Origin of the sequence: Microcoleus sp. K5-D4 (assembly GCF_036704575.1) — a bacterium.
GTDB lineage: Bacteria > Cyanobacteriota > Cyanobacteriia > Cyanobacteriales > Microcoleaceae > Microcoleus.
This window is the reverse complement of record NZ_JAUBSD010000110.1, coordinates 1-21,203: the sequence shown is the minus strand read 5'-3', so window position 1 is coordinate 21,203 and position 21,203 is coordinate 1. Positions and strand designations below refer to the sequence as shown.

Here is a 21,203-nt window from a genome sequence, read left to right as displayed (position 1 = left end):
AGCCTCACCCCCACCTGCGGAGCCAACGCCACCTGCGGAGCCAAAACCGCCTGTGGCTCCACCGCCACCTGTAGCCCCAACGCCACCTGCGGAGGCAAAACCGCCTGTGGCTCCACCGCCACCTGTAGCCCCAACGCCACCTGTAGAGCCAACACCGCCTGTAGCCCCAACACCTCCTGTAGAGCCAACACCTCCTGTAGAGCCAACACCGCCTGTTGATGATACCCAGGTACCGGCTGAAACTCAACCGCCCGCTGAGCCGGAACCGCCTGTGCCACCAGAGAAGCCCAGCCTGCCTTTGATTGGGATTATCGATAGTGGGTTTGCTGCGAACAATCCGGATCTTGACTACTCTAAAGTGACACTGGGGCGCGATCGCATTGACAATGACAACAACCCTTTAGTGTCGTCTGATGCAGAAAACGAACACGGCACGGCTGTTTGGAGTTTGATTGGCGCTCGCGCAGGTAATAATATTGGCATTGACGGTATTAACGATCGCGCTCCTGTTTGGCTGGGACGCGCCAGCGGTTCCGGGCAGTGGGACTTGTCGCTGACAGATTTTGTGCATGAAGCCAAGGCACAAGGGCAGCAGAATTCTATTGTCAACCTCAGCCTAGACTTAACTCAAGTTAACGGCGAGGGCAACGTGACGACGCGCTACGAGTTGACGCCCAGAGAACGGGCGGCTTTAGAATATGCTCGTCAGAATGGAGTGCTGCTGGTGGTTGCTGCTGGCAACGACGGTGGTGTGATGTCGGTTTTGGGTCAAGCTTCTCAAGAGTTTGACAATATTATTACAGTTGGGGCGTTTGACGGAGTGCGCCGATCGTCCTATTCCAGTTACGGCTATGGTTTGGATGCTGTAGTTGCCGAGGGGGAGAACGATCTAGATGCGCTTACGGGAACTTCTTTTGCAGCAGCGAAAGCGACTGGGATGGCGTCTGTTGTGTGGGAAAGCAATCCAGAGTTGAGCGATCGCCAAGTAATTGATATTCTCAAACAAAGTGCGATCGATGTCAATTTACCGGGTTGGGATCGGAAAACAGGTTTTGGATTGTTGAATTTAGATAAAGCAGTGCAGTTAGCGAAGGAAACTGCACCGCAACAAAGCACTCGTGCAGAATTCGCAACACCTGAAACTTGGGGTTACGAAGGGCTCGTGAAGCCAATGGAACGAGCTACTGCAGAGCGATTTAACGGCAAATCTTATGAGTGGCAACCTTACACGATTCAAGCCGGAGATAGTCTCAGCGAAATTGCCAGAGAAACAATGGGCAGCGCTGCTCCCGATTACTACAAATTCATTGCCAAACACAACAACATTTCCAATCCCAACGTAATTTCTGAAGGTCAAAAAATAGAGGTTCCTGTAGAAGTAGCGGCATCTGATGGCGGTGACAATTCGATCGAAAAGCCAGAGCAACAGTCACCTAATTCAACCTCTATCAACGGTCACAATATTGCTGGCAAATTCTATCCGGTTTACGACAAGTATCAAAGTGCGATCGGCAAACCCACTTCTGATGTCACCAACTATTCAGGTAATGTCAGCTATCAACTATTTGAGCGCGGTTCGATTGTCAGCAGTTCCAAAGGAACTTTTCCGATTTACGGCAGTATCCGCCAAGAATACTTGAAAACAGGCGGATTGGATGGTAGGTTGGGAGTTCCCAAGAGCGGGGAGATCGATCGGGGCAACGGCAACAAGATTCAATACTTTGAAGGCGGTCACATTTACTGGAATGGCAACAAGGCAACTGCTTACCAAGAGCCTGCTAAACCGTCCAATCCTGGTAACACTAACCCCGGAGGAAGTAACAACGGTGGCAACACCCCAGGCGGTACAATACCTGAAAAACCGCGAACTATTCCCGATGGCTTCGAGACTTTGCCTAGTGCAATAGGTGTTGATTTTTATCGCAGAGACTCTGACTACGTACAAGTTGTAGATCTAAGCAAAGGAGCCTCCGTCAACTTCCTTCATGGAGAAATTACTGAGGAGGGCAATAGTCCTGAGTTTATGACTCAAACTATTGATGAAGCTTGGTCGGGTTTTTCAGGAAAAAATCCTCGGCCTTTCTCTGTCACAAATGGTCAATACTTCGATCAGGGATTTTTGAGTAAACTGAACAATTTCGGGTTCGGGGGCTTCTTCGGAGATACAAGCGCTCAAGTTATTCACTCTCTAAAAATTGAGGGGAAAGTAGTAAGCACTGGCGCTAAAACTCAAGAAGATGCAGACAGTTTACTAATGTTAGAATTGTTCGGCAATCTGGCAACTATCCAGGACTACGATCGGAATTTATTCGATTCATCTTCAGCCAAAAATATTCTGGTCAGCTACGATCCTATAGAGTATGGAGCATCACGGAATACGGAACAGGGAAGAACATTCATCGGTGTTGGGGATCTTCATGGTTCTGATGGGATTAATGAGAGTGTTTTACTGTTTACTTCTGACAAATCCACTCAAAATAATGCTGGTGATACTCTCAAAAATTTTGGAGCTAATAAAGTAATGATGCTAGATGGTTCTGGTTCGTCTAAATTAAATGTGAAGGGCAAAACTCTTTTGGAAGGAGACAGCAGAGAGATACCACAAACAATAGGTGTAGTAGGTGGGATATTCGGTCCGTATTTGCCTCCGAAACCTGGATTAATGGGTATTTGAAATTATGCGATCGCTTCTAGTCGATTGCCTCAAACTCACGTTTCGATCGTTGATGCGTAGGGGTAAGGTTCGCACTACGCACCCTACATATAGTCTCTGCGCGTAAGTCCCGATCGCTCAATATCCCGATCGCTCTAACGGCTGGATTTCAATATCTGGAGAAATCTCAATGGCTGCAATTCTGGCATTCTCAACTATCGTATTTCCCATCATTGTATTGTGTACAGCCTCAAACTTAGATTCTGCTTCCGCAATTTCTTCGTAGTGTACAATTACATGATAATATTTATTAATTGGTTCTTCAGAATCTGAAATTTCCACGGCGAGCGAATTTATATTCTGAGACTCTTCTGCTTTCTCGCGATACTCTTCGGCTAAATGTTCTAGAGCGATCGCGATCGCGTGTTCTTTCGTTTGTCCGTAAAAATTCATGGTATCATCAGGGCGATCGCTTAGAGACGATGAAATCTGACAAACATACTGCCCGTTTGATTGAGCGCTAACGTCGATCGCAATTGTTCCAGTAGTGCGATCGGGATTTATTTGGGTCATCTGAACCTCCCTATCTGATGAAATAAGGTTTAGGAATTACGTGCTAACTCTATCTGTAGAAAGCGCACGGTACACCTTACACCTACTTAGGGCTTGTTTAATAAGTTGGAAAAGTAAACACTCTATGGATTGTCTGACCCACAAAAGGTTGTCAGGTGCAAAAAAAAACAGCTAAAATAGGTCTGGCTGAATAAGTTATTGGCAATCACAAGAGCAATTGATTGGTAATTCAAGCCCTATTTACTATCTCCGTGAACGATGTAATTGTTAGCATTTCAAGCGCGGTTAATTAAGCTTTCACTGATTTTAACACCATCACCCTTCTGCCATCTGCGTTCATCCGCCTTCATCTGCAGTGCAAAAAAGAGCGATCGCCCTTACGACAAAAAGAGCGATCGCCCATTTCAATTCCTAGCCAGAAATCACCTCACTCAACAGATGAGCCTGAGAACCCTCAAGCCGCGGCCCGTGAATCTGCACCACCCTAGAAGCCAAATAATTGCCCCAACGAGCCGCTTGTGTAGAGCTCAAACCATTAGTAATTCCAAACAAAACACCGCCCGCAAAAGCATCCCCAGCACCCACAGTATCGATCGCCTTTACCGGAAATCCAGCGACATCAACAATCTGTTTGTTCTCCACTACCATGCAGCCTTTATCCCCATTAGTGATAAAAGCCAAATCCGAAATCTCGCTCATTTTCCGAGCGCACTCTTCCAAAGATTCTTCCTTAAAAAAGCTCCGAACTTCATCAGCATTACAAAAAATTACATCGCAATATTCCGAAACCACCTTGTGAAAATCATCAGCAAAGCGATCGACTAAAAAGCCATCCGAAAAAGTAAAAGCCACCTTCACACCTAGACGCTTAGACTGTTCCATCGTCTCAATGCTAGCCTTTCTCGGATCGGGAGCATCCCAAAGATAACCCTCAACATAACTGTACTTGCAGTGACTCAGGCGATCGACATCAATATCAGTCGCCGCCAGAGTAGTAGAAACACCCAAATTAGTACACATCGTGCGTTCCGCATCCGGCGTAGTCAGCACAACACAAGTACCCGTGGGCTCCTTCGACTCAGCAGCAGGATGCACGTTAAAATCAATCCCCGCCGCCAGCAAATCTTGCCGATAAAATTCCCCGTTAGTATCCTTAGCAACCTTCCCCGAATAATACGCTTTACCACCGCTTTGAGCCAAACCAATCATCGTATTTGCCGCCGAACCTCCCGATCGCATTTGCAGCGAATTGTGCTCTAAATCGTGCAAAATCCCCCCCTGCGTTTCCGAATTCATCAGCGTCATCCCGCCGCGATTCAGCCCGTGGCCGACTACAAACTCATCTTCCACCAATGCTAGGATGTCTACCAGGGCATTGCCTACGCCAAACACATCCACGGAACGGGAATCTTGATTGTTTTCTGTCATCAGTAATTTTTGGTTTACACTAATTATCAACTTTATAATAAATCGACTTTAACTCAACATCTATTTTCTTTAAGTTATCTTTATCTAAATATTCAAGCCCAAATCGATCTAATCCAAAATCCAAAATCTAAAATCGATATGACTGATACTTGTGTCCCACCTCTGATTCAGCAAATGTTGCAGCCCGGGTTTTACCCGCACGGGGTGACAGAACCAGTGCAGCTAATTCAGACTCACGCTTCCTTTGTTTTGCTGACAGGAGATTATACTTACAAAATCAAGAAACAAGTCAATTTTGGCTTTTTAGACTATTCAACCTTGGAGAAACGGCAGCATTTCTGCAACGAAGAATTGCTGCTGAACCGACGCACTGCACCGGAAATTTATCTAGAAGTTTTGCCCATTATTCAAATTGGGAATTCCTTTCGATTTGGCAGCAACTTACCTGCTATAAATCCGGCTGAAGTTGCTGTAGAATACGCACTGAGAATGCAGGAGTTTCCTCAAGATTCGCTGTTGCTTAGTTTGTTGGAGCGGGGACTGTTAACAGAGCAAATTATGGCAGACTTAGGGCGGGAAGTTGCCAAGTTTCACAGCACGGCAATTAGTAACAGCTACATTCGCACATTTGGCGAAGTCAGTCAGATTCGTACAGCAATAGAAAACAATTACCTGATTTCCCAAAAATATATCGGCGGGCCGCAGACTCAGACACAATATGAGGAAACAAAAAATTATACTGATGCGTTTTTTGCGGAAAACCAAGAGTTATTTAATCTGCGGATTGCCGACAATAAAATTCGCGAGTGCCACGGAGATTTGCACTTGCGGAATATAGCATTATGGCAAGATAAAATATTACTGTTCGACTGCATTGAATTTAACGAGCCTTTCCGCTTTGTTGATGTCATGTACGATGTGGCTTTTACAGTAATGGATTTGGAATCGCGGGGGCGCAGAGACTTAGGCAATGCTTTTCTCAATACTTACACCGAACAAACAGGGGATTGGGAAGGACTGCAACTATTGCCTTTGTATTTGAGCCGTCAAGCTTATGTTAGAGCGAAAGTAACTTCGTTAATGTTGGACGATGCCGCTATTTCAACTGCCCAAAAAGCAGAGATTTCACAGACAGCAGCTCATTACTATAAACTGGCTTGGCAATACACAAAACCACACCGGGGAAAGTTAACTTTGATGTCGGGTTTGTCGGGTTCTGGCAAGAGTACAGCAGCTCGATATTTGGCTCGCCAGACTGGGGCAATTCACATTCGCTCGGATGCGGTTCGCAAACATTTAGGCGAAATTCCTTTAAATGAACGCGGCGGGCAAGATTTGTATTCTGATGAAATGACCGCACAGACTTATGGTAGATTGTTAGAGTTGGGGATAGTGCTGGCTGACCGAGGTTGGAATGTAATTTTAGATGCAAAGTTCGATCGCCAAAAATCGAGAACCGATGCAATTAATCAGGCTCAATCCCACGGGTTGCCCCTGCAAATCATTTACTGCACCGCACCAATTGAAGTATTGCGAGAACGACTGCAACAGCGCAGGGGCGATATTGCCGACGCGACACCCGAACTATTGAGTTCGCAGCAAGCAGCTTTTGAACCTTTTACAGAATTAGAGCAAATTTCTGTAACGATTGTAGATACCGCGCAAGAGTTAGAGGTACAATTAAACGTGATTTGTGGGGAGTAGTTGCAGAGCGATCGCCCTTGGCAATTTGATTGTCTGCTAATATTGTAATATCTTTCTGTATTATTAAAAACAAAACTTACAGCTCATGCCAAAATTTACCGGAGACTCCAAGGGGTTTAGCCCCGCGCTGATATGGTTTGTGTTGTTTACCGTTGGGTTTCGCTTAGTAGGATGTACGCTGCCCCTGAGTCTCGGCTTGGGTGTCATCGGTGGCGTGGCAACAGGTTTAATTGTCGCTTGGTGGCACAACGAATTACTACTCAACCCGAATATGAATTCCAAGGACAAAACCTCGGATGCTATCGTCAATAAAGAAGTAGTGCAAAGGGACGCCCATAAATATAGCAAAACCTCTAGGGGTGATGCTGCTACATTTTTTGGCTGGTTATCTGGACCAGAGGATCGTCGCTAGCACCGAAAATAGTTTTGAGTATTGAGTTGTAAGCTTTAAGTTAAAGAGTTCATAATTCACAACTCTATACTAAAAATTAACCTTTCCCGCCACTTAAATTACTAATTACAGATTAGCGACTAACGATCGTTCATTTCCAATTAGCCATTACCGCTAACAAGCAATTTGAATTATTTGCTTAATGTTTGTATTTCTATCGAAACTCCTGCCGCTGTTTATTTATCCTTTGGGGTTGAGTTGCCTGTTAATGATGGCGGCTTTAATCACACTTTGGAAGCGTCCCAAATGGGCTGCAGCGCCAATTGCTGCGGCTCTAATTATTTTACTCCTCGGAAGTAGCGGTTGGGTTTCAAAATCGTTAGTTCGATCGCTCGAATGGCAAAACTTACCAACCGCCGAACTCCCCCAAGCTGAAGCGATTATCGTCTTGGGCGGCGGTGTCAAAGCAGCTTTACCTCCCCGTCCTTGGGTAGAATTAGCGGAAGCGGGAGATCGAATAATCTACGGTTCCCGACTTTACCGGCAAGGCAAAGCTCCGCTGCTCATTCTCAGCGGCGGTAGAGTAGATTGGAAAGGCGGCGGGACTCCCGAATCGGCAGACATGGCAGAAATTGCCCAAACTATGGGTGTACCGGCATCAGCAATTCTGCAAGACCCCGATTCACACAACACTTATCAAAATGCCGTCAACGTGCGGAAAATTTTAGATGCTAAAGGCATAAAAGGGCCGATTTTGCTAGTGACATCGGCGATGCACATGACTCGATCGCTCTTAATTTTCAAGCGGCAAGGCATAGCAACCATTCCAGCACCAACAGACTTCCAGATAACGCAGCAGGATATCGCAGCATCCCAAAACAATTGGCAAGCAGTCGCCTTGGATTTATTGCCGGATACCTATCAGTTAAACCAGTCAACTAAAGCTTTGAAAGAATACATCGGCTTAATTGTTTATCGGCTGCGGGGATGGCTTTAACAGAATTTTAGATTGGGGATTTTGGATGGAAGAATTTAAGTAGTCTCAACCGTGAAGTCACTTCCCAAATCCAAAATTGATTCAGTGTGCTAGCTTAAAGTCATTAAAGCCAATATTAGCCACCGTCGCCCCCAAACAATCATGCTGCCCCACGAGTTGCAAAACATTGCCCCAGAACCGACTCCCGCGGCCGAAATTTTTCAGAGACACCAAATTGTCCGCGAGTTTTACGATGAAATTAAGTACCGTCAAGAACTAGAACTTCACTGCCAGTGGTATTACGCTACAGCCAAGCAGCATCAGCAGGAATTGCAGAAAATGCAGGGAGATTGGAATATTTTAGGTTGGTTCAGCCGCAGACGGTCGAAAAATTAATGATTAAATAAAAAAGACGGTTGGTAGTAAGGAGTTTAGCCCCGCCGATCGACTAAAAGCGACATAAAAAACTGAAGTCCTCACTACAAACTGTACAACAGCTATTTGACTCCCGCCCAAAAACGGATACCTGCTTTCCAGCAGGAGTCGTGATCAGCGCAAAATTTTAGACTCTAGTTCAAGCTTCCAGATTCATCTGTGGAGTAAATCTAAAATCTAAAATCTAAAATCTAAAATCGACTGACCGGATTTGATATTGTCTTTGGGCTCCGGCTTCAACTTTTGAGACAGCTAGACTTCCGAAGATATCAATTCGACCTCATCCTCTTTCAGGTGAGCTCGAAATTTTTTGTCAAATTGTACTAGAATCGGCCAATTAGCACTGACAGGTCTGCCGTGCCATTCGTGAACGATCGCCACGACTTCTCCTTCCATACCCTTAATATCAAATGGTTGACTGCGATTTTCAGGGTGGTGGTAGACAACAACAGAGTTTTTAATGCAAACGCGATCGCCAACTTTCATAGACTTATATTTAGTGTTCTCTCTTCAAAACTCTGCAAAGCCTACGGGTGCTTAACACTTGTAGGCTTTGCCGACAGTCTTCTTATCTTCCCACAAGTAGAGCGAAAACTTAAACAAAGTTGGCGGTTCCCTGTCGCTGCTTCGATCCCCAGCCGCGATCCACGTCAGCCGAAATGTTGATCCATTCTCGGTAGAACCCGCAGGCCCGATCGAGCTTTAAAGCTCGATCGGGCGGATTTTCAAGGGCGAGAATTGATTTGGTTTAATCGAAAAACAATCAATTTAACTGATTTAACCAACACTCAACATCAACGGCCAAGGTTTGACCCAACTCCAGCAACTGCCGGATCGAAGACAAGTCCCAGCCCACGCCGGAACCTGCAATCCCCAAGGCAACGGCAGCGACCACACTGTCGCCCGCCGAGGCATCTTGCAGTTGCAGCCAGCCCAAACACAGAGGCACAATTTGAGTGTACAGAGAATTGAAATACAGTTCCTGCGATCGATCCAGACACAAACCCAGACTCAGCCGATCGCCCACCGCAATCAAACGCTCGATCGTGCGGATATCAGCTTCTAAGTTGACAGGCGAGCGAGCCTCCGCGCCCGATCCTGGTTGCAGCAGCGCGTCAAGCGATCGCCAAACCATCTTTTCCAAAATTTCCTTGACTTCGGGAACGTTCAACCGACAGCGGAGATGGCCGCTTTCAGTGGCGATCGCCTCAATTTCGGCCAGCAGCGGTTCCACATCCTCCGTTTCCACTTCCAGGGCCTTGGCCGCCGTCAAACAGCGGTGTCCCAAAGCCACCTCAGCAGCCACCTGCAACTCTACCGGCACCTGCAACTCGTCGCGGTGGAACGCCATCATCACCCCGTAATTTTCCCGGTAAACCTGAGTGTAAAGCTGATCCAAGCGAGTCAAATTTTCCTGACTCAGCAACTGCACGATCCGGTGGCGTTCCTCAGCGAATAAATCCCGCAAGCTAAAGGACTGATCCCCAAACAGCCGCACCATTTCCAGAATCGCGTGGGACGCCGAAGCTTCTTGCATAACTCCAAACAACCGCTCTTTGAGCATAGTGTAAGACCGGCGGCTGCCAAAAGGCTGAATGCAGCAGTGGAAGTCCCAGCCGCCGAGGTGCAACGCAGCAAACACAAAAACCTCTGTTTCCCGGGTAATTTCCGAGGTTAACTGCAATTGACCCACAGCCAGAGTCATCGAGCCCATGCGCTGAATTTGGAAATCTTGCTGCTGGGCCTGATAGCAGTAAACTCGCTGTTCGCGGGGATATTTGGCAAATAGAGAACTGATCGCGTAGTGGGCGGCCACTTGTCGGAGACTAATTTGGGCTGTCACCACGAGTTTGCGGTAAACTTCTGCCCCTGTTGTGAAATAGTCAACGTTGCTGGGTACGAGGGCTAGTTGAGCAACAAAATCCTTTTCTAGCTGCACGCCGGTAACTTCGCCCGCCAATTCCAGCGCCCGGGCCGCGTAGCGCAGAATTTGCACGCCTTCTGGGCGCGAGATTTCTTCAAAAAACCAGCCGCAGCTAGTGAACATTAACAGGGTGTGGCGCTGCATTTCCAGCAGTCGCAGGGCGTCCACCTGTTCGGAGGCATCGAGGGGGCGCACTTGATGGCGTTCGAGGAAACTGTCAACGTTAGCGGGCGATCGATCGCGGATAACCTCAATATATTCATCTCTGGCTTTCCAGGGATCGCACAACAGCTTGCGCCCTGCTTCTTCGTAAATCGGAATCAGCCGATCGCGCAGCCAATTGAGAGTATCCCGCAGAGGGCGGCGCCATTTTTGGTTCCACTCGCCGCCGCCACCGCAACCGCAATCATCTTGCCAGCGATCGACCCCGTGAGAGCAACTCCAGGCCGTCACCGGTTTGAGTTCCACTTCCCAAGCGCTCGGATTTTGACTTATATAATGAGCAAAATTCGTCACCGTCCAGCCTCGACGGGGAAACTCTTCTGTGAAGGCGTAGGCGAGGCATTTTTCGGTACCGTTTTTGTGGTGGCCGAAAGTTTCGCCGTCCGTCGCCACGCAGATTAATTGAGCCGGTCGGTGGTCTCCCCGTACTGCTTGACCCAACCGCCCGGCCAAGTGGTGGCTGCTGCTGAGAACGTCATTGAAGCCCATATCCCGCGAGATCGGGCCGTCGTAGAAAAAGATATCAATGTAGGGAGTGTTGGCAGGTGGGGCAGCAGAATTTTGGGAGTGCTGGCGGCCAAAATAGTGAGTGCTCAGCGGCGAGAGTTGGTCAGCCATCAACCGCATTTCCGGCTTCAAATAGCAGCGGTACGGGCGAGTCGGATCGATTTGACCCCCGCCGACTTCGTGCCATTCGGAATTTTGCCCTGGTTCCCCTTCGTGGTTTTGCCCGATTAGCGGGCGGCAGCGTTCGGCTTGGGAGGGGGCTAAAACAATGAAGCGGATGCCTTCAGCGACTAAAACTTCGAGGGTGGCGTAGTCTACGGCGGTTTCGGCGAGCCACATTCCTTCGGGATCGCGATTGAACCGGGAGCGAAAATCTGCGATCCCCCACCGAATTTGGGTGTATTTGTCTCGCTCGTTAGCCAGCGGCATGATGATGTGATTGTATACTTGGGCGATCGCGTTGCCGTGACCGTTGAGGCGCTGACAGCTTTTGCGATCGGCTTCCAGAATCCGCTGGTAGACTTCCGTGTCGTAGCGTTCGAGCCAGCTCATCAGGGTCGGCCCGATGTTGAAGCTCATATACTCGTAGTTGTTGACGATCCCCGTGACTTCGCCGCGATCGTTGAGTATGCGGGCAAAGGCGTTCGGACGGTAGCACTCGATGTCAATGCGTTCGTTCCAGTCGTGGGCGGGAGAGGCGCTGGCTTGGCGTTCGATCGCGTCCAGATAAGGGTTTTCCCGGGGTGGCTGGTAAAAGTGACCGTGAACCGTCACGCAGACCCCAGTGGCTGCGGCCACGGTGCTTTGGGTTGCAGCCGTTACGGTTGGCGAAGACAAAGGTAGCCGATCGGATTGAGTTGTAGAAATCGAAACCATGCGAGCAAATCCTCACTCAAGTAGTTAAAGACAATAAAACCAGCCTAATTAGAAACTGAAACCTTACGCAGCAAGAGTTACAGCTAGGCATCTGTTAGGACTAAATTTGGCTGACAAGTTTTGATACATTTGTAGTATTGCGAGCAAAGCATTCGTTCCAAGATGCCAACCGTCGATCCCTGGGTTTTTCTGCCAATGCTTTGCTGTTGAAAGACTTAAAAAAGGTAGCTTTTGCTGCTTTTTCGCACTTGCGACCCCTTTCGGGTTTGTGCTTGCAGGGCTGCTCATTGAGAGTTTGATTTACATAGCTGGATTTTAAAGTCTTATTCAGTAAATAGCAAGTTTTCGCCGGAAAGATTTAATTTTTGGCAATAAATCTTGGCGGTTGTGGATATCGGTTTAATGCCCGATCGATTTATAGAATAAGAGTTTTGCCTGAGTTTCGCATCATACTTTAGGTGCTTTTTACCTAAGTCCTGGAGAAGTTAGGCCGGTTGGGTTAGGGCGGGAGAGATTTGCTGCAAATGTACTTTCCAGAAGAGTTGTAACACTTGTGCGGAGTCAAAAGGCAACAAAAAAGCAAAACGGTAAGTGTTATGTTTTAACTCCTGAGAGGTATATGAGGGCGGAGGCGGAGGAGGAGGAGGAGGAGGGTTTGGACGAGAAGATGCTGCATTTGACGGCGAAGTTGGAGAGGCAATTTGCCTAGAGTGCCAAGTTAGAGGCGATGATTCGGGAAAATCGGCAGAGGGTGGGTTCTGGCGGATAGTTCGTCAATTGCTGAAGATTATCATGATTTTTTGCGAGAACTTAAGGAAGGTATTGTGCAATATCAAGTGCGGGCCGTACTTTCTGTTAATCGCGAATTAGTGTTGCTTTACTGGCTAATTGAACGGAATATTTTAAACAGGCAACAGCAGCGAGGATGGGGAGCAAAAGTTATAGACCATTTAGCTGTTGACTGAGAAACAGCTTTTCCTAAAAGGATGTTTGCCGACGATTGAGCAGTTGGAAGCTGACTTAGAGACCTCCACAAAAAAAATGATCCAACAGCTATGTGGGTTTAGCGAAAATTTCCACGAACCATTTTTGAAGATTGGGGAGGCGATTAATCTGGGTTTCAATTTCTGCCATAGCTAACTTGTTGAGTGTAACTCCTGTGGAGTAAATTGTTTCTACCAATGTCACTACTGGATTTTTATCCTTAAATGTGAGAGTTTTGGCGAAATTTACTACAGTCTCAACATTATCCAGTAAACTACCATTCCAATGATTTTCCAACCAACCAAAACAACGTTCTATCGGGTTATACTTACTATGATATGGCGGATAATAAGCCAGTTGTAACGTCAGTTGAGATGATGTAGCGAAATCCAGAATCCTTTTCATAAACTGAGTGCGACGAGAATTATTTTCTGGTCCATTATCCTGATTGATGACCAATTTTTGAATGTGACTAAAACGGTGTTTAACCGTTTGCCACCAATTTTCAAGTAAGTCAACTATACAATCAGCCGTTAGTTTAGAAGTAACGAAGAATAAAAATAACTCGTTGTACTCAGGCAGAAAAATGCCATAGGGAATCACAGTTGATTCAGTCGCAAAATCGTGATCGAGTGCAAGAGTTGGCATCCGAGTTTTACCACCTCGATCAAATTCTCCAACTTTGACTGCCGCCTTAGCATCAATGGAGATTCGGAGAGTATTAGGGTCATGGTCAGCTTCTGTATTAATTTGTTTTACCTGTTTAAAAATGGCTTCAGTTTCGGGGATTTTCTTGATGGGTTTAGTTTTAAGAACTCGTTTTAAGCTATAACCCAAATCATTCAATCTTCGTCGAATTGTTTCTATTGAAGGTAGTTCTTCATCACTATAACCAAATTGTTCTATTAGTTGACGACGGACTTCACTGGCGGTGATTCGTGTATATAATCGTGTACTTTTAAAGCTAGGGTCAACTTGACTTTGTGGGTCTACTAACGATTTAATATCCTTCAAGAAGTTGGGTAATTTTGTTTCAACCCGTTGCCGCCCACTACGGTGGAACCCATCAATAATTGGCTGACCACTTTTCAACTCTTGCATCCCTTTACGGATGGTGCGTCTATTCCATCCCAACTCCCGTTCTGCCAAGGTTTGTCCACCTATTCCCAAACCTTTGACTACGAATGCCATGAATTGTCGTCTGTCAGTCCCTTTGAGTTTTTTCGCTGTTTTGATGTAAAGAGATTTGGCGTACTCAGTCAGTTTCATGATAGATTTTAGAGACATAAGATAGGCTGCACACTGAAGTTATCTTTCTGTTATTATAGGATCATTCATTCTGTGGGACTCTCTTAGAAGCGGTGGATGTGGAAATTGAGGAGGAATGATAAAATTGGAGAGTGCGAAGTCGAGATAACTTTTATCGAAAATCGCGCACACTTGGAGCCATTCGCGATACCCTACTCCACAAGGTTCTCTCGGGCGAGCTTCGTGTTAAAGATACGGATTTTTTTTTGAGGCATCATTGTAATGACACTACCGCCTAGCGTTTTCAACAAATATCTCGCTCGGTTTGATGAACTTATACAAGAAGGAGAAAGGATTTATAAAGTTATTAAATATATTTCCAATGGTTACTTCAGCGTCCCGGGTGGAGTAACTAGACCTTTAACTCAACAAGAAATTGAAGATCGACAAAAACTAGAGGTGTGGCATTTAAACTATTTATCGTTACTAGATCAAATCATTCCTCCAAGGAGTGTTCATCGAAAATTATTGGAGGAAACAGTAAGTTTGTCCTATCCTCCAGATCACTTGAATACCCGCATTTCTCATTTAAAAGGATTGAAAGATGACTTTCAAAAAGGTTATTTAGGAGATTTGGGACTTGAGATAGAAGCTGCAATAGCAGCAGATTATATGAGTCAAGCAGAACAGTTGTTAGCAGAGGGTCAGTCTGGTCAATATGACCATGTACCAGCAGCCGTATTAGCGGGAGCTGTTTTAGAGAAATCTCTACGAACTCTCTGTGATAAGCAGAGTCCGTCCATACCAACAGTCAATAATAACAACGGTAAACCCCTAACACTCACCCCTTTGATTGATGTCTTGAAAAAAAATAACTTATTTAATGAACTAACAGCTAAGCAGCTTAGAGCCTGGGCTGATATTCGGAATAGTGCAGCTCACGGAAATTTTGATGAGTTTAATCGTAGCCAGGTGTATCTGATGATTCAAGGAATTAATAATTTTTTGGCAACCCACATGATATGAATTTATCTATAATGTCCTACCAAATAGATTAACAAGAATAATCGCTACGTAAAAAGTGGACATCAACCAACAAAAAGAACAATTCAGCAACATCTACCTGCAAGCTATCACCACCGTTGCCGGCTATTCCCTCTACAAACCTTTCGTAGACGATGATAGCGTGGATTGGGGAGTAGCTGCCAAAGGCGGGACAGGCCCCATCAGAGCACCTCGCTTAGAATTGCAGTTAAAATCTACATCAAGAGATATCCAAGACGATCACTTTATCCGCTACCCCCTCAAGCTCAAAAACTACGACGACTTAAGAATGGATAACTTCGCCATTCCCCGAATTTTAGTTGTCGTTTTAATCCCCGAAACACCCGAAGACTGGTTAACCCAGTCGGAAACAGAACTCTGCATCAGAAACTGCGGATATTGGATCTCGCTGCGGGGAAAGCCACAAACACAAAACACAAACGCTGTCACCGTCGCCATCCCCAGAACCAACCAATTTACAGTCGCCGCCCTTCAGTCAATTATGGAGGGAATTAGCCAAGGAGTTCAACCATGAAAGTCACCGTAAAAGATAGCCAAACTCTCGAAACAATCGAGCTAAATCAACTGAGAAATTACTTACAAACTCACGGCTGGCATGAAGACCAACCTTTCTTAGATAATGCCACACTTTGGCACAAACCAACAGCCGATGCAGAAGAATTTGAAATATTGCTACCTAACCGGGAAAACCTGGGAGATTATGCAGCCCGCATCCGGGAGGCAATCCAAACCCTAGAAAACGCAGAAAATCGCCCTCAAGTTGAAATTTTAAGCGAACTGCTTACCAGCATTCCCAACACGATAATTCAGGGAATTGTTATGGAAATTCACACCCCACATAGCCAAAAATTAAGTGGCGAAATTACTCTCCTCGGCCTTGTAGCTGACAAATTGCGGAAAATTCAAACCTCCCTCGCCGACAAAGATTATATCCTGGCGATTAAAGCTTATCAAGAACGCTTACCGATTCTCTGTAGCGGTGACTTAATCAAAGACAACAACGCCTTCATCCTCAAAAACCCCCACAACTTCACCCTTGATGAATTGTGGTAAAGCTAACAGATTTTTTCATCTATATTAAACACCTTCCAAACAGATATTAAGTTCCCTAGCAAAGGCCTCTGGCGCATCCAGCATCAGCCAGTGTCCAGTATCGGGTAGCGTACTTGTCGTCAGTGTGGGACGGAGGACGTGGAGGCTGAAGGGAAAAGTGTTTGAGGGAGCAATAATGGCGTGGGCCCGTGTTCCAGGGGCTGCTAGGTAGCGATCGAGAGCATCAACTGCGTCAAAGGCAAACATCCCGCGAGACATTCCACACAGACAATCCTGTGGAGTCGCCGCCAAGCAAGTGAGAATCCGATCGCGCGTATCGGCCCTGCTTCCTGTCAGCGCCTCATTGAAGCTGTTTTCCACAGCAGCCGCCCAATCTTCCGTCTCCAGAGCCCTCTGGTAGGGAACGATGCGTTCCTCGTACACATCTGCAGGCACCTTGGTAAAGTCTCCAGGTGGGTCTGCCAGGATCAACTGCGCGATGCGGTGCGGTGCGCTGGCTGCTGTGGCGAGGGCAATACAAGCACCGAAACTGTGCCCGACGATCGCCACTCGATCGAGTCCCAGCCCATCCAGTACCGCCAAAACATCCGCTGCACAGGAGGCGGGCGCATAGTTGCCGTCCTCCGGCCGTGCAGAATCGCCGTGTCCCCGCATATCAAGGGCGATCGCGCGTCGGGTACGGGCGACACGGGCAAGCTGCGCCTCCCAGATGTTCGCGGACACCGCCATACCGTGCACGAATACCACCGGCAGCGGTTCCGACTCCCCAGCAGTGCCAGGGGGGCTGGCTTCGATGATGTGAATAGTGCCGATCGGTCCTTTGAGAGTTGTCGATCGCATACAATTTTCTCCTAATTGTGAATTTCCTCTTTTCACACAACCAATTTTACCTCTGTTACTCCTTGGCGCAATTCATACTGTCCTTTTACCCAAAATTGTTTAATTTTTTCACCCAAAAACGGAGCCGTTTGCATCATCAATAAACGCAATAATCCATTTTTTCGCAGTTGTTCACCTTTCCAGGCTTCTTGTGCTTGAAGTTGTTGAGCGCGAATAATTTCCGGTTCGCGTTCTGCCTGAATCCGCGATAATGCTAAGTCAATATCCTCGCAATTAGCCCATGCTTTCAATAAAGGTACAAGGTGATTGGCGGCAACAATTACATCGCGCAAAGCCATGTTAATTCCTTGAGCGCGAACCGGAGACATGGGATGTGCAGCATCCCCCAAAAGTATGATTCCTGGTCTATGCCAGCGCGGACAGCGACCAACCACAACAGATAATCGCATCGGAGATTCGATCGTATCGGCACAGTTGCGGAAATGTTCTGCCATCCACACAGGAGATAGCGATGCGAAAGTTTCTGCCCAGTCGGTGTGTTTCCGATCCGTTTTGTCATCTGCCGATAGCACCCAAGCCAGATGAAGTTTTCCTGATTCTGCCCCATGAAACACACTAAATCCGCTACCGCTATTCAGGATCGAATAAAATACATTATCCGCCACAAACCGAGGATGAGCGGCAAGTTTAAACCACAGAACATCTATACTATTCTGCTGTTTTACCAACTCTAATTCTGCACGTTGTCGTACAACCGAGTTTCTACCATCTGTACCAATCACAAGTGCAGCAGGAATTTCTCGCCCATCTCCTAGCTTTACACCCGCAATGCGATCCTCGCTGTACAGTAAATCTTTTACGGGAACACCAGAGATAAATTCAAACTCTGGATGCAACTGAGCTTCTGAAATTAGTGTTTCTAGCAAAGGCGGTTGCGATACCAGCGTACAAGGTCGATTTGACCCCATTGGCTCATCAACTCGAAATAGTTGCCGATCGCCCACAACGAACTCCCAGGCATCAATTTGTCGGTGTGGAACGCCTTCTAGCATAGTGGATAAGCCCATTTGTGCGATCGCATCCCATCCGCTGGGCATTAACGCTTCACCGCGAAACACTCGGTAGGAATCTTTTGCAGCTTCAACCAAGGTTACGGCAATACCTCGTTTGACCAGCAGTAAGGCAAGTGCCGCACCTGTTGGCCCCGATCCCACAATTACAACTTGCGTCATTGCCCTTCCCCATTGCTTTTTAATGTATTTCCCCGCTTAATTTCCATCCTAAGAGATAAAGCACTGCCGCAGCTCTTCATCAAGTAGCTTTCTCCACTGTAAATCCGATTTCTTGCCCGTATGATAGTTCCAGCGTGTGACCGTCCGGGTCTCGCAAAAAAGCCCAGTAGCCGATCGGATATCCAGAATCTTTTGGTTCTTCAAGCAGTACGCCTTCTTGACGTGCTTTGTCGCAGAGTTCGTCCATATATTCGCGGCTTTTACAGCCTACTCCCAGGTGTGCAAAGGGAGACAGAACGGGATGTACGGAGTCTGTTTGAATTAGCACAATTACAAAAGGGCGAGTGCGGTCAGAAAGCCAGACCACAGCAACACCAGTTTCTGCATCAATGCGGCGGTGAACGACCTGCATTCCAGCATACTTGGAGTAGAATTCAATACTGCGATCGACATCAGAAACGGGCAGTGCGATGTGTGTGAGACCGATATCACTCATGGGTTATGTTGCTCCATTCATATTAGGCTTAACATCAATAATTGCCACTTCCAATCTCATAAATTTAATGAGACGATCGCCACTTATACCAATTTTTTATGAGGCCCCGTAGAATCCGAGCACCCTGGCGCCCCCCGCGTCCGGGGGGGGACAAGAGTCCGATCTTTCGTCCCCCTACTATCAGGGAGATGCGAGGGGATCGAGATATGTGCAACTTCACATTAAATTGGTATAACCGCTCGTAACTGTCCATCGTTTTGCTGCCTAGTATTTGTAAGCAAGCAGCAAAACCTGAGCGGGAGCAAAACGATTTACCTCTCAAGGTAGATGTCGGTAAATCCTGTCTTTGAGATTCTGAATGTCAAATGTAACTATTTATACTAATGCCCCATCTTTTGTTGGTAGACGACGAAGCCCCACTCTGTGAAAGCCTTGCTTACTCACTGAGAAAGGAAGGCTATGAGGTCACTACAGCACCAGATGGACACAGCGCGATCAAACAATTCCACAAGCAAGTACCCGATATCATTCTGCTCGATCTGATGATGCCAGAAGTTGATGGGATGGAAGTGTGTTGGCGTATCCGGGCTTTTTCTAATGTGCCTATACTGATGCTAACGGCTAAAGACCAAGATATGGATAAAGTGTTGGGCTTAGAGGCAGGGGCAGATGATTATGTGACCAAACCCTTCAATACGCAGGAATTGCTCGCACGGATTAAAGCTTTGTTGCGCCGCCATCATGCGGAATCTGCTTAAAAGCGGTTAAGGCATCCTTCAAGGGTTTGATAGGTCGGTTGGCTCAATCCGTGACCAATGGCGCTAGGTTAGGATCGCTTGCAACGGATACACCATTTATCCCAGCCATGTTTGAGCCGATGAAATTTTTTGCCCAAGACTCCTTCACGAGCAGATGGTTAGCATCTCTTCGGTGGAATTCAATCCACACGAAGCTCTTAGCTACCTACCTGATCCTGATCGTCTTAGGAACCTCGCTTATGTCTGGTTACATCCTATGGACGTTTTATGCCTTTTTCATGCAGTCTCGTCAGACAGATTTAGAAAACTGGGCAACAGCACTGAGCGAGAGCGTTGCAGATGCCCTCGAAGAAAAAGATATGCAACGGGTGCAGATCATTGTCCGGCGCTATGGGGCACCCGCCAATATCACACTCCGTGTCTTTGATGCCCGAGGTTCGCTGCTAGCCACCTCTGACCCTCAAACAGATCGACAAATCACCAATTGGCTGCTGATATCTGGCGTTTCAGAAGCACTACACGGTCATTCGGTGCAGGGCGTTACTAAAGGGGTTTTATCAAGGGACGATCGCCTCTATATTGTCAAACCGATGACTCGCAACGGTCAGATGTTGGGGATATTACGCATCTCGATTACTTTAGAACAGTTTCAGAAACAGTTTGTAAGGGTGATCTGGACAATTTTAGCCGCCCTTGGCATTACCATTATTCTCTGTACCTTGGTCAGCGATCGATTAGCCCGGAGTCTCTCTAAACCCATTGAGGTGATGCGAAACTTTGCGATTCGCGTGGGTAGAGGCCAGTTTGATGACAAACTCGTGATTCGTCAAAGCAATGAACTAGACCAACTCGCAACAGAACTGAATCGTATGAGTGAACGGTTGAAATCATTGGACAACGAACGCAGAGCCTTCCTAGCGAATGTTTCCCATGAACTGCGGACGCCTGTGAGTAACGTTCAGGTCACCATTGATGCGCTGGAGCGTGGCGCTGTGGATGAGTTGGAGTTGCGCGATCGCTTCTTTCAAACCATTAAAGAGGAGACGAAGCGGCTTTCGGGCTTAATTCACGATTTGCTTGATTTAGGACGCTTAGAAGCAGGTGTCACGCTATTAGAAATCCAAGCCATTGCCTTAGAAAGTGTCATCAGCCGTGCGATTAGAGCAATGGAAGTTCGTATGCAGGCTAAAAACGTGACTGTAGAAGTTGATGTTGCTGACCTTCGGATTATGGGCGATTCGGAACGCTTATTACAGGCTTTTTTGAATCTCTTAGACAATGCGATTAAGTATTCTACCCCCAATGCTCGTATTTTCATTGCTGCCTCTGGCAACAAGCAACAGGCTCTGATTTCAATTCGAGATCAGGGAAGCGGCATTCCTGAAACCGATTTACCTCGCATTTTTGAACAGTTTTACACCACGAGCCGCTCTAGTAAGAATGGGGTTGGTCTGGGTCTAGCGATTGCCAGACGCATTATTGAAGCGCATGGAGGCAGTATTACAGCCAATAGTAAACCCGGTCAAGGAGCTGTATTCACCCTTTCTCTACCCTTAGAATCATAAGTAGTTGATCCCATTGTCTAGTTCCGTGTCACTTCTTCCACCTGACTCACAGCAGTATTAGTCAAATGGATAGGAAAACCCGACTCTGCCAAATCAGACAATCTAGATTTAATTATCTTTTTATTTAAAGAAAAATGTTGTGCTAATTCTTTGTCAGGACATTTGCATTTTTTATAATTATTTAGTAGTCTCTAATACCAATACTTCGGACAGTTTTTAAAGAGGGATACGATCGCAATAAAACAGAGAAGTGAAAAAGTGAGTGAAATCTGA

At 46.7% G+C, this 21,203-nt stretch carries 19 protein-coding genes; 11 read left to right on the top strand and 8 right to left on the bottom strand.

The window, feature by feature from the left end; all coding sequences use genetic code 11:
- The coding region (locus tag QUA77_RS25590; protein WP_333453317.1) for a S8 family serine peptidase at positions 1-2,674 on the top strand (2,674 nt) is incomplete at its 5' end.
- 117 nt (positions 2,675-2,791) lie between these two features.
- Here QUA77_RS25590 and QUA77_RS25585 read toward each other — a convergent pair.
- Together QUA77_RS25585 and QUA77_RS25580 are read right to left on the bottom strand one after the other, a co-directional pair.
- On the bottom strand, positions 2,792-3,226 hold the full coding sequence (locus QUA77_RS25585) for a hypothetical protein (protein WP_333453315.1): 435 nt from the start codon (positions 3,224-3,226) through the stop codon (positions 2,792-2,794).
- A 411-nt stretch (positions 3,227-3,637) separates the two neighbouring features.
- Positions 3,638-4,654: an adenosine kinase gene (locus QUA77_RS25580; protein ID WP_333453313.1), complete on the bottom strand. Its 1,017-nt coding sequence runs from the start codon at positions 4,652-4,654 to the stop codon at positions 3,638-3,640.
- A gap of 138 nt (positions 4,655-4,792) precedes the next feature.
- Here QUA77_RS25580 and QUA77_RS25575 point away from each other — a divergent pair, with 138 nt between their 5' ends.
- From QUA77_RS25575 to QUA77_RS25560, 4 genes are all read left to right on the top strand, one after another.
- Positions 4,793-6,358, top strand: coding sequence for an AAA family ATPase (locus QUA77_RS25575; protein WP_333453311.1), 1,566 nt, complete (start codon positions 4,793-4,795; stop codon positions 6,356-6,358).
- Between the two features lie 85 nt (positions 6,359-6,443).
- A complete protein-coding gene (locus QUA77_RS25570; RefSeq protein ID WP_333453309.1) occupies positions 6,444-6,770 on the top strand; it encodes a hypothetical protein in 327 nt (108 codons plus the stop codon).
- A gap of 181 nt (positions 6,771-6,951) precedes the next feature.
- Entirely contained in the window at positions 6,952-7,746 is a 795-nt protein-coding gene (locus QUA77_RS25565) for a YdcF family protein (protein WP_333453307.1), read from the top strand.
- 141 nt (positions 7,747-7,887) lie between these two features.
- Positions 7,888-8,121, top strand: coding sequence for a hypothetical protein (locus QUA77_RS25560; protein WP_333035767.1), 234 nt, complete (start codon positions 7,888-7,890; stop codon positions 8,119-8,121).
- Positions 8,122-8,412: 291 nt separating this feature from the next.
- Here QUA77_RS25560 and QUA77_RS25555 read toward each other — a convergent pair whose 3' ends face one another.
- Positions 8,413-8,646, bottom strand: a complete 234-nt coding sequence (locus QUA77_RS25555; RefSeq protein WP_006635793.1) for a ferredoxin-thioredoxin reductase variable chain — start codon at positions 8,644-8,646, stop codon at positions 8,413-8,415.
- Between the two features lie 277 nt (positions 8,647-8,923).
- The gene (locus QUA77_RS25550; RefSeq protein WP_333035765.1) at positions 8,924-11,689 is read right to left on the bottom strand and encodes a DUF3536 domain-containing protein; all 2,766 of its coding nucleotides are present in this window, start codon (positions 11,687-11,689) and stop codon (positions 8,924-8,926) included.
- Positions 11,690-12,489: 800 nt separating this feature from the next.
- Between QUA77_RS25550 and QUA77_RS25545 the strand changes: the two genes are divergently transcribed.
- Complete coding sequence (locus tag QUA77_RS25545; protein WP_333035763.1) at positions 12,490-12,654, top strand: DUF1016 N-terminal domain-containing protein; 165 nt, start codon at positions 12,490-12,492, stop codon at positions 12,652-12,654.
- Positions 12,655-12,742: 88 nt separating this feature from the next.
- Here the strand turns inward: QUA77_RS25545 and QUA77_RS25540 are convergent, their stop codons facing one another.
- Complete coding sequence (locus QUA77_RS25540) at positions 12,743-13,942, bottom strand: ISAzo13 family transposase (protein ID WP_333043194.1); 1,200 nt, start codon at positions 13,940-13,942, stop codon at positions 12,743-12,745.
- A gap of 261 nt (positions 13,943-14,203) precedes the next feature.
- Here QUA77_RS25540 and QUA77_RS25535 point away from each other — a divergent pair, with 261 nt between their 5' ends.
- Genes QUA77_RS25535 through QUA77_RS25525 form a run of 3 tightly spaced genes read left to right on the top strand, consistent with a single transcriptional unit; the run spans position 14,204 to position 16,039 of the window.
- Complete coding sequence (locus QUA77_RS25535) at positions 14,204-14,947, top strand: DUF4145 domain-containing protein (protein ID WP_333453305.1); 744 nt, start codon at positions 14,204-14,206, stop codon at positions 14,945-14,947.
- A 55-nt stretch (positions 14,948-15,002) separates the two neighbouring features.
- Positions 15,003-15,500, top strand: coding sequence for a DUF4365 domain-containing protein (locus QUA77_RS25530; RefSeq protein WP_333453303.1), 498 nt, complete (start codon positions 15,003-15,005; stop codon positions 15,498-15,500).
- Complete coding sequence (locus tag QUA77_RS25525; RefSeq protein ID WP_333453301.1) at positions 15,497-16,039, top strand: hypothetical protein; 543 nt, start codon at positions 15,497-15,499, stop codon at positions 16,037-16,039. Before QUA77_RS25530 ends, QUA77_RS25525 begins: the two co-directional genes overlap by 4 nt.
- A gap of 24 nt (positions 16,040-16,063) precedes the next feature.
- Here the strand turns inward: QUA77_RS25525 and QUA77_RS25520 are convergent, their stop codons facing one another.
- From QUA77_RS25520 to QUA77_RS25510, 3 genes are all read right to left on the bottom strand, one after another.
- On the bottom strand, positions 16,064-16,879 hold the full coding sequence (locus QUA77_RS25520; RefSeq protein WP_333453299.1) for an alpha/beta hydrolase: 816 nt from the start codon (positions 16,877-16,879) through the stop codon (positions 16,064-16,066).
- A gap of 32 nt (positions 16,880-16,911) precedes the next feature.
- Entirely contained in the window at positions 16,912-18,111 is a 1,200-nt protein-coding gene (locus QUA77_RS25515) for an FAD-dependent monooxygenase (protein ID WP_333453297.1), read from the bottom strand.
- Between the two features lie 79 nt (positions 18,112-18,190).
- On the bottom strand, positions 18,191-18,607 hold the full coding sequence (locus QUA77_RS25510; protein ID WP_333453296.1) for a VOC family protein: 417 nt from the start codon (positions 18,605-18,607) through the stop codon (positions 18,191-18,193).
- A gap of 383 nt (positions 18,608-18,990) precedes the next feature.
- Between QUA77_RS25510 and QUA77_RS25505 the strand changes: the two genes are divergently transcribed.
- Entirely contained in the window at positions 18,991-19,365 is a 375-nt protein-coding gene (locus tag QUA77_RS25505; RefSeq protein WP_190736601.1) for a response regulator, read from the top strand.
- A 239-nt stretch (positions 19,366-19,604) separates the two neighbouring features.
- Positions 19,605-20,930, top strand: a complete 1,326-nt coding sequence (locus QUA77_RS25500; RefSeq protein WP_333453294.1) for an ATP-binding protein — start codon at positions 19,605-19,607, stop codon at positions 20,928-20,930.
- Positions 20,931-21,203 lie beyond the last annotated feature (273 nt).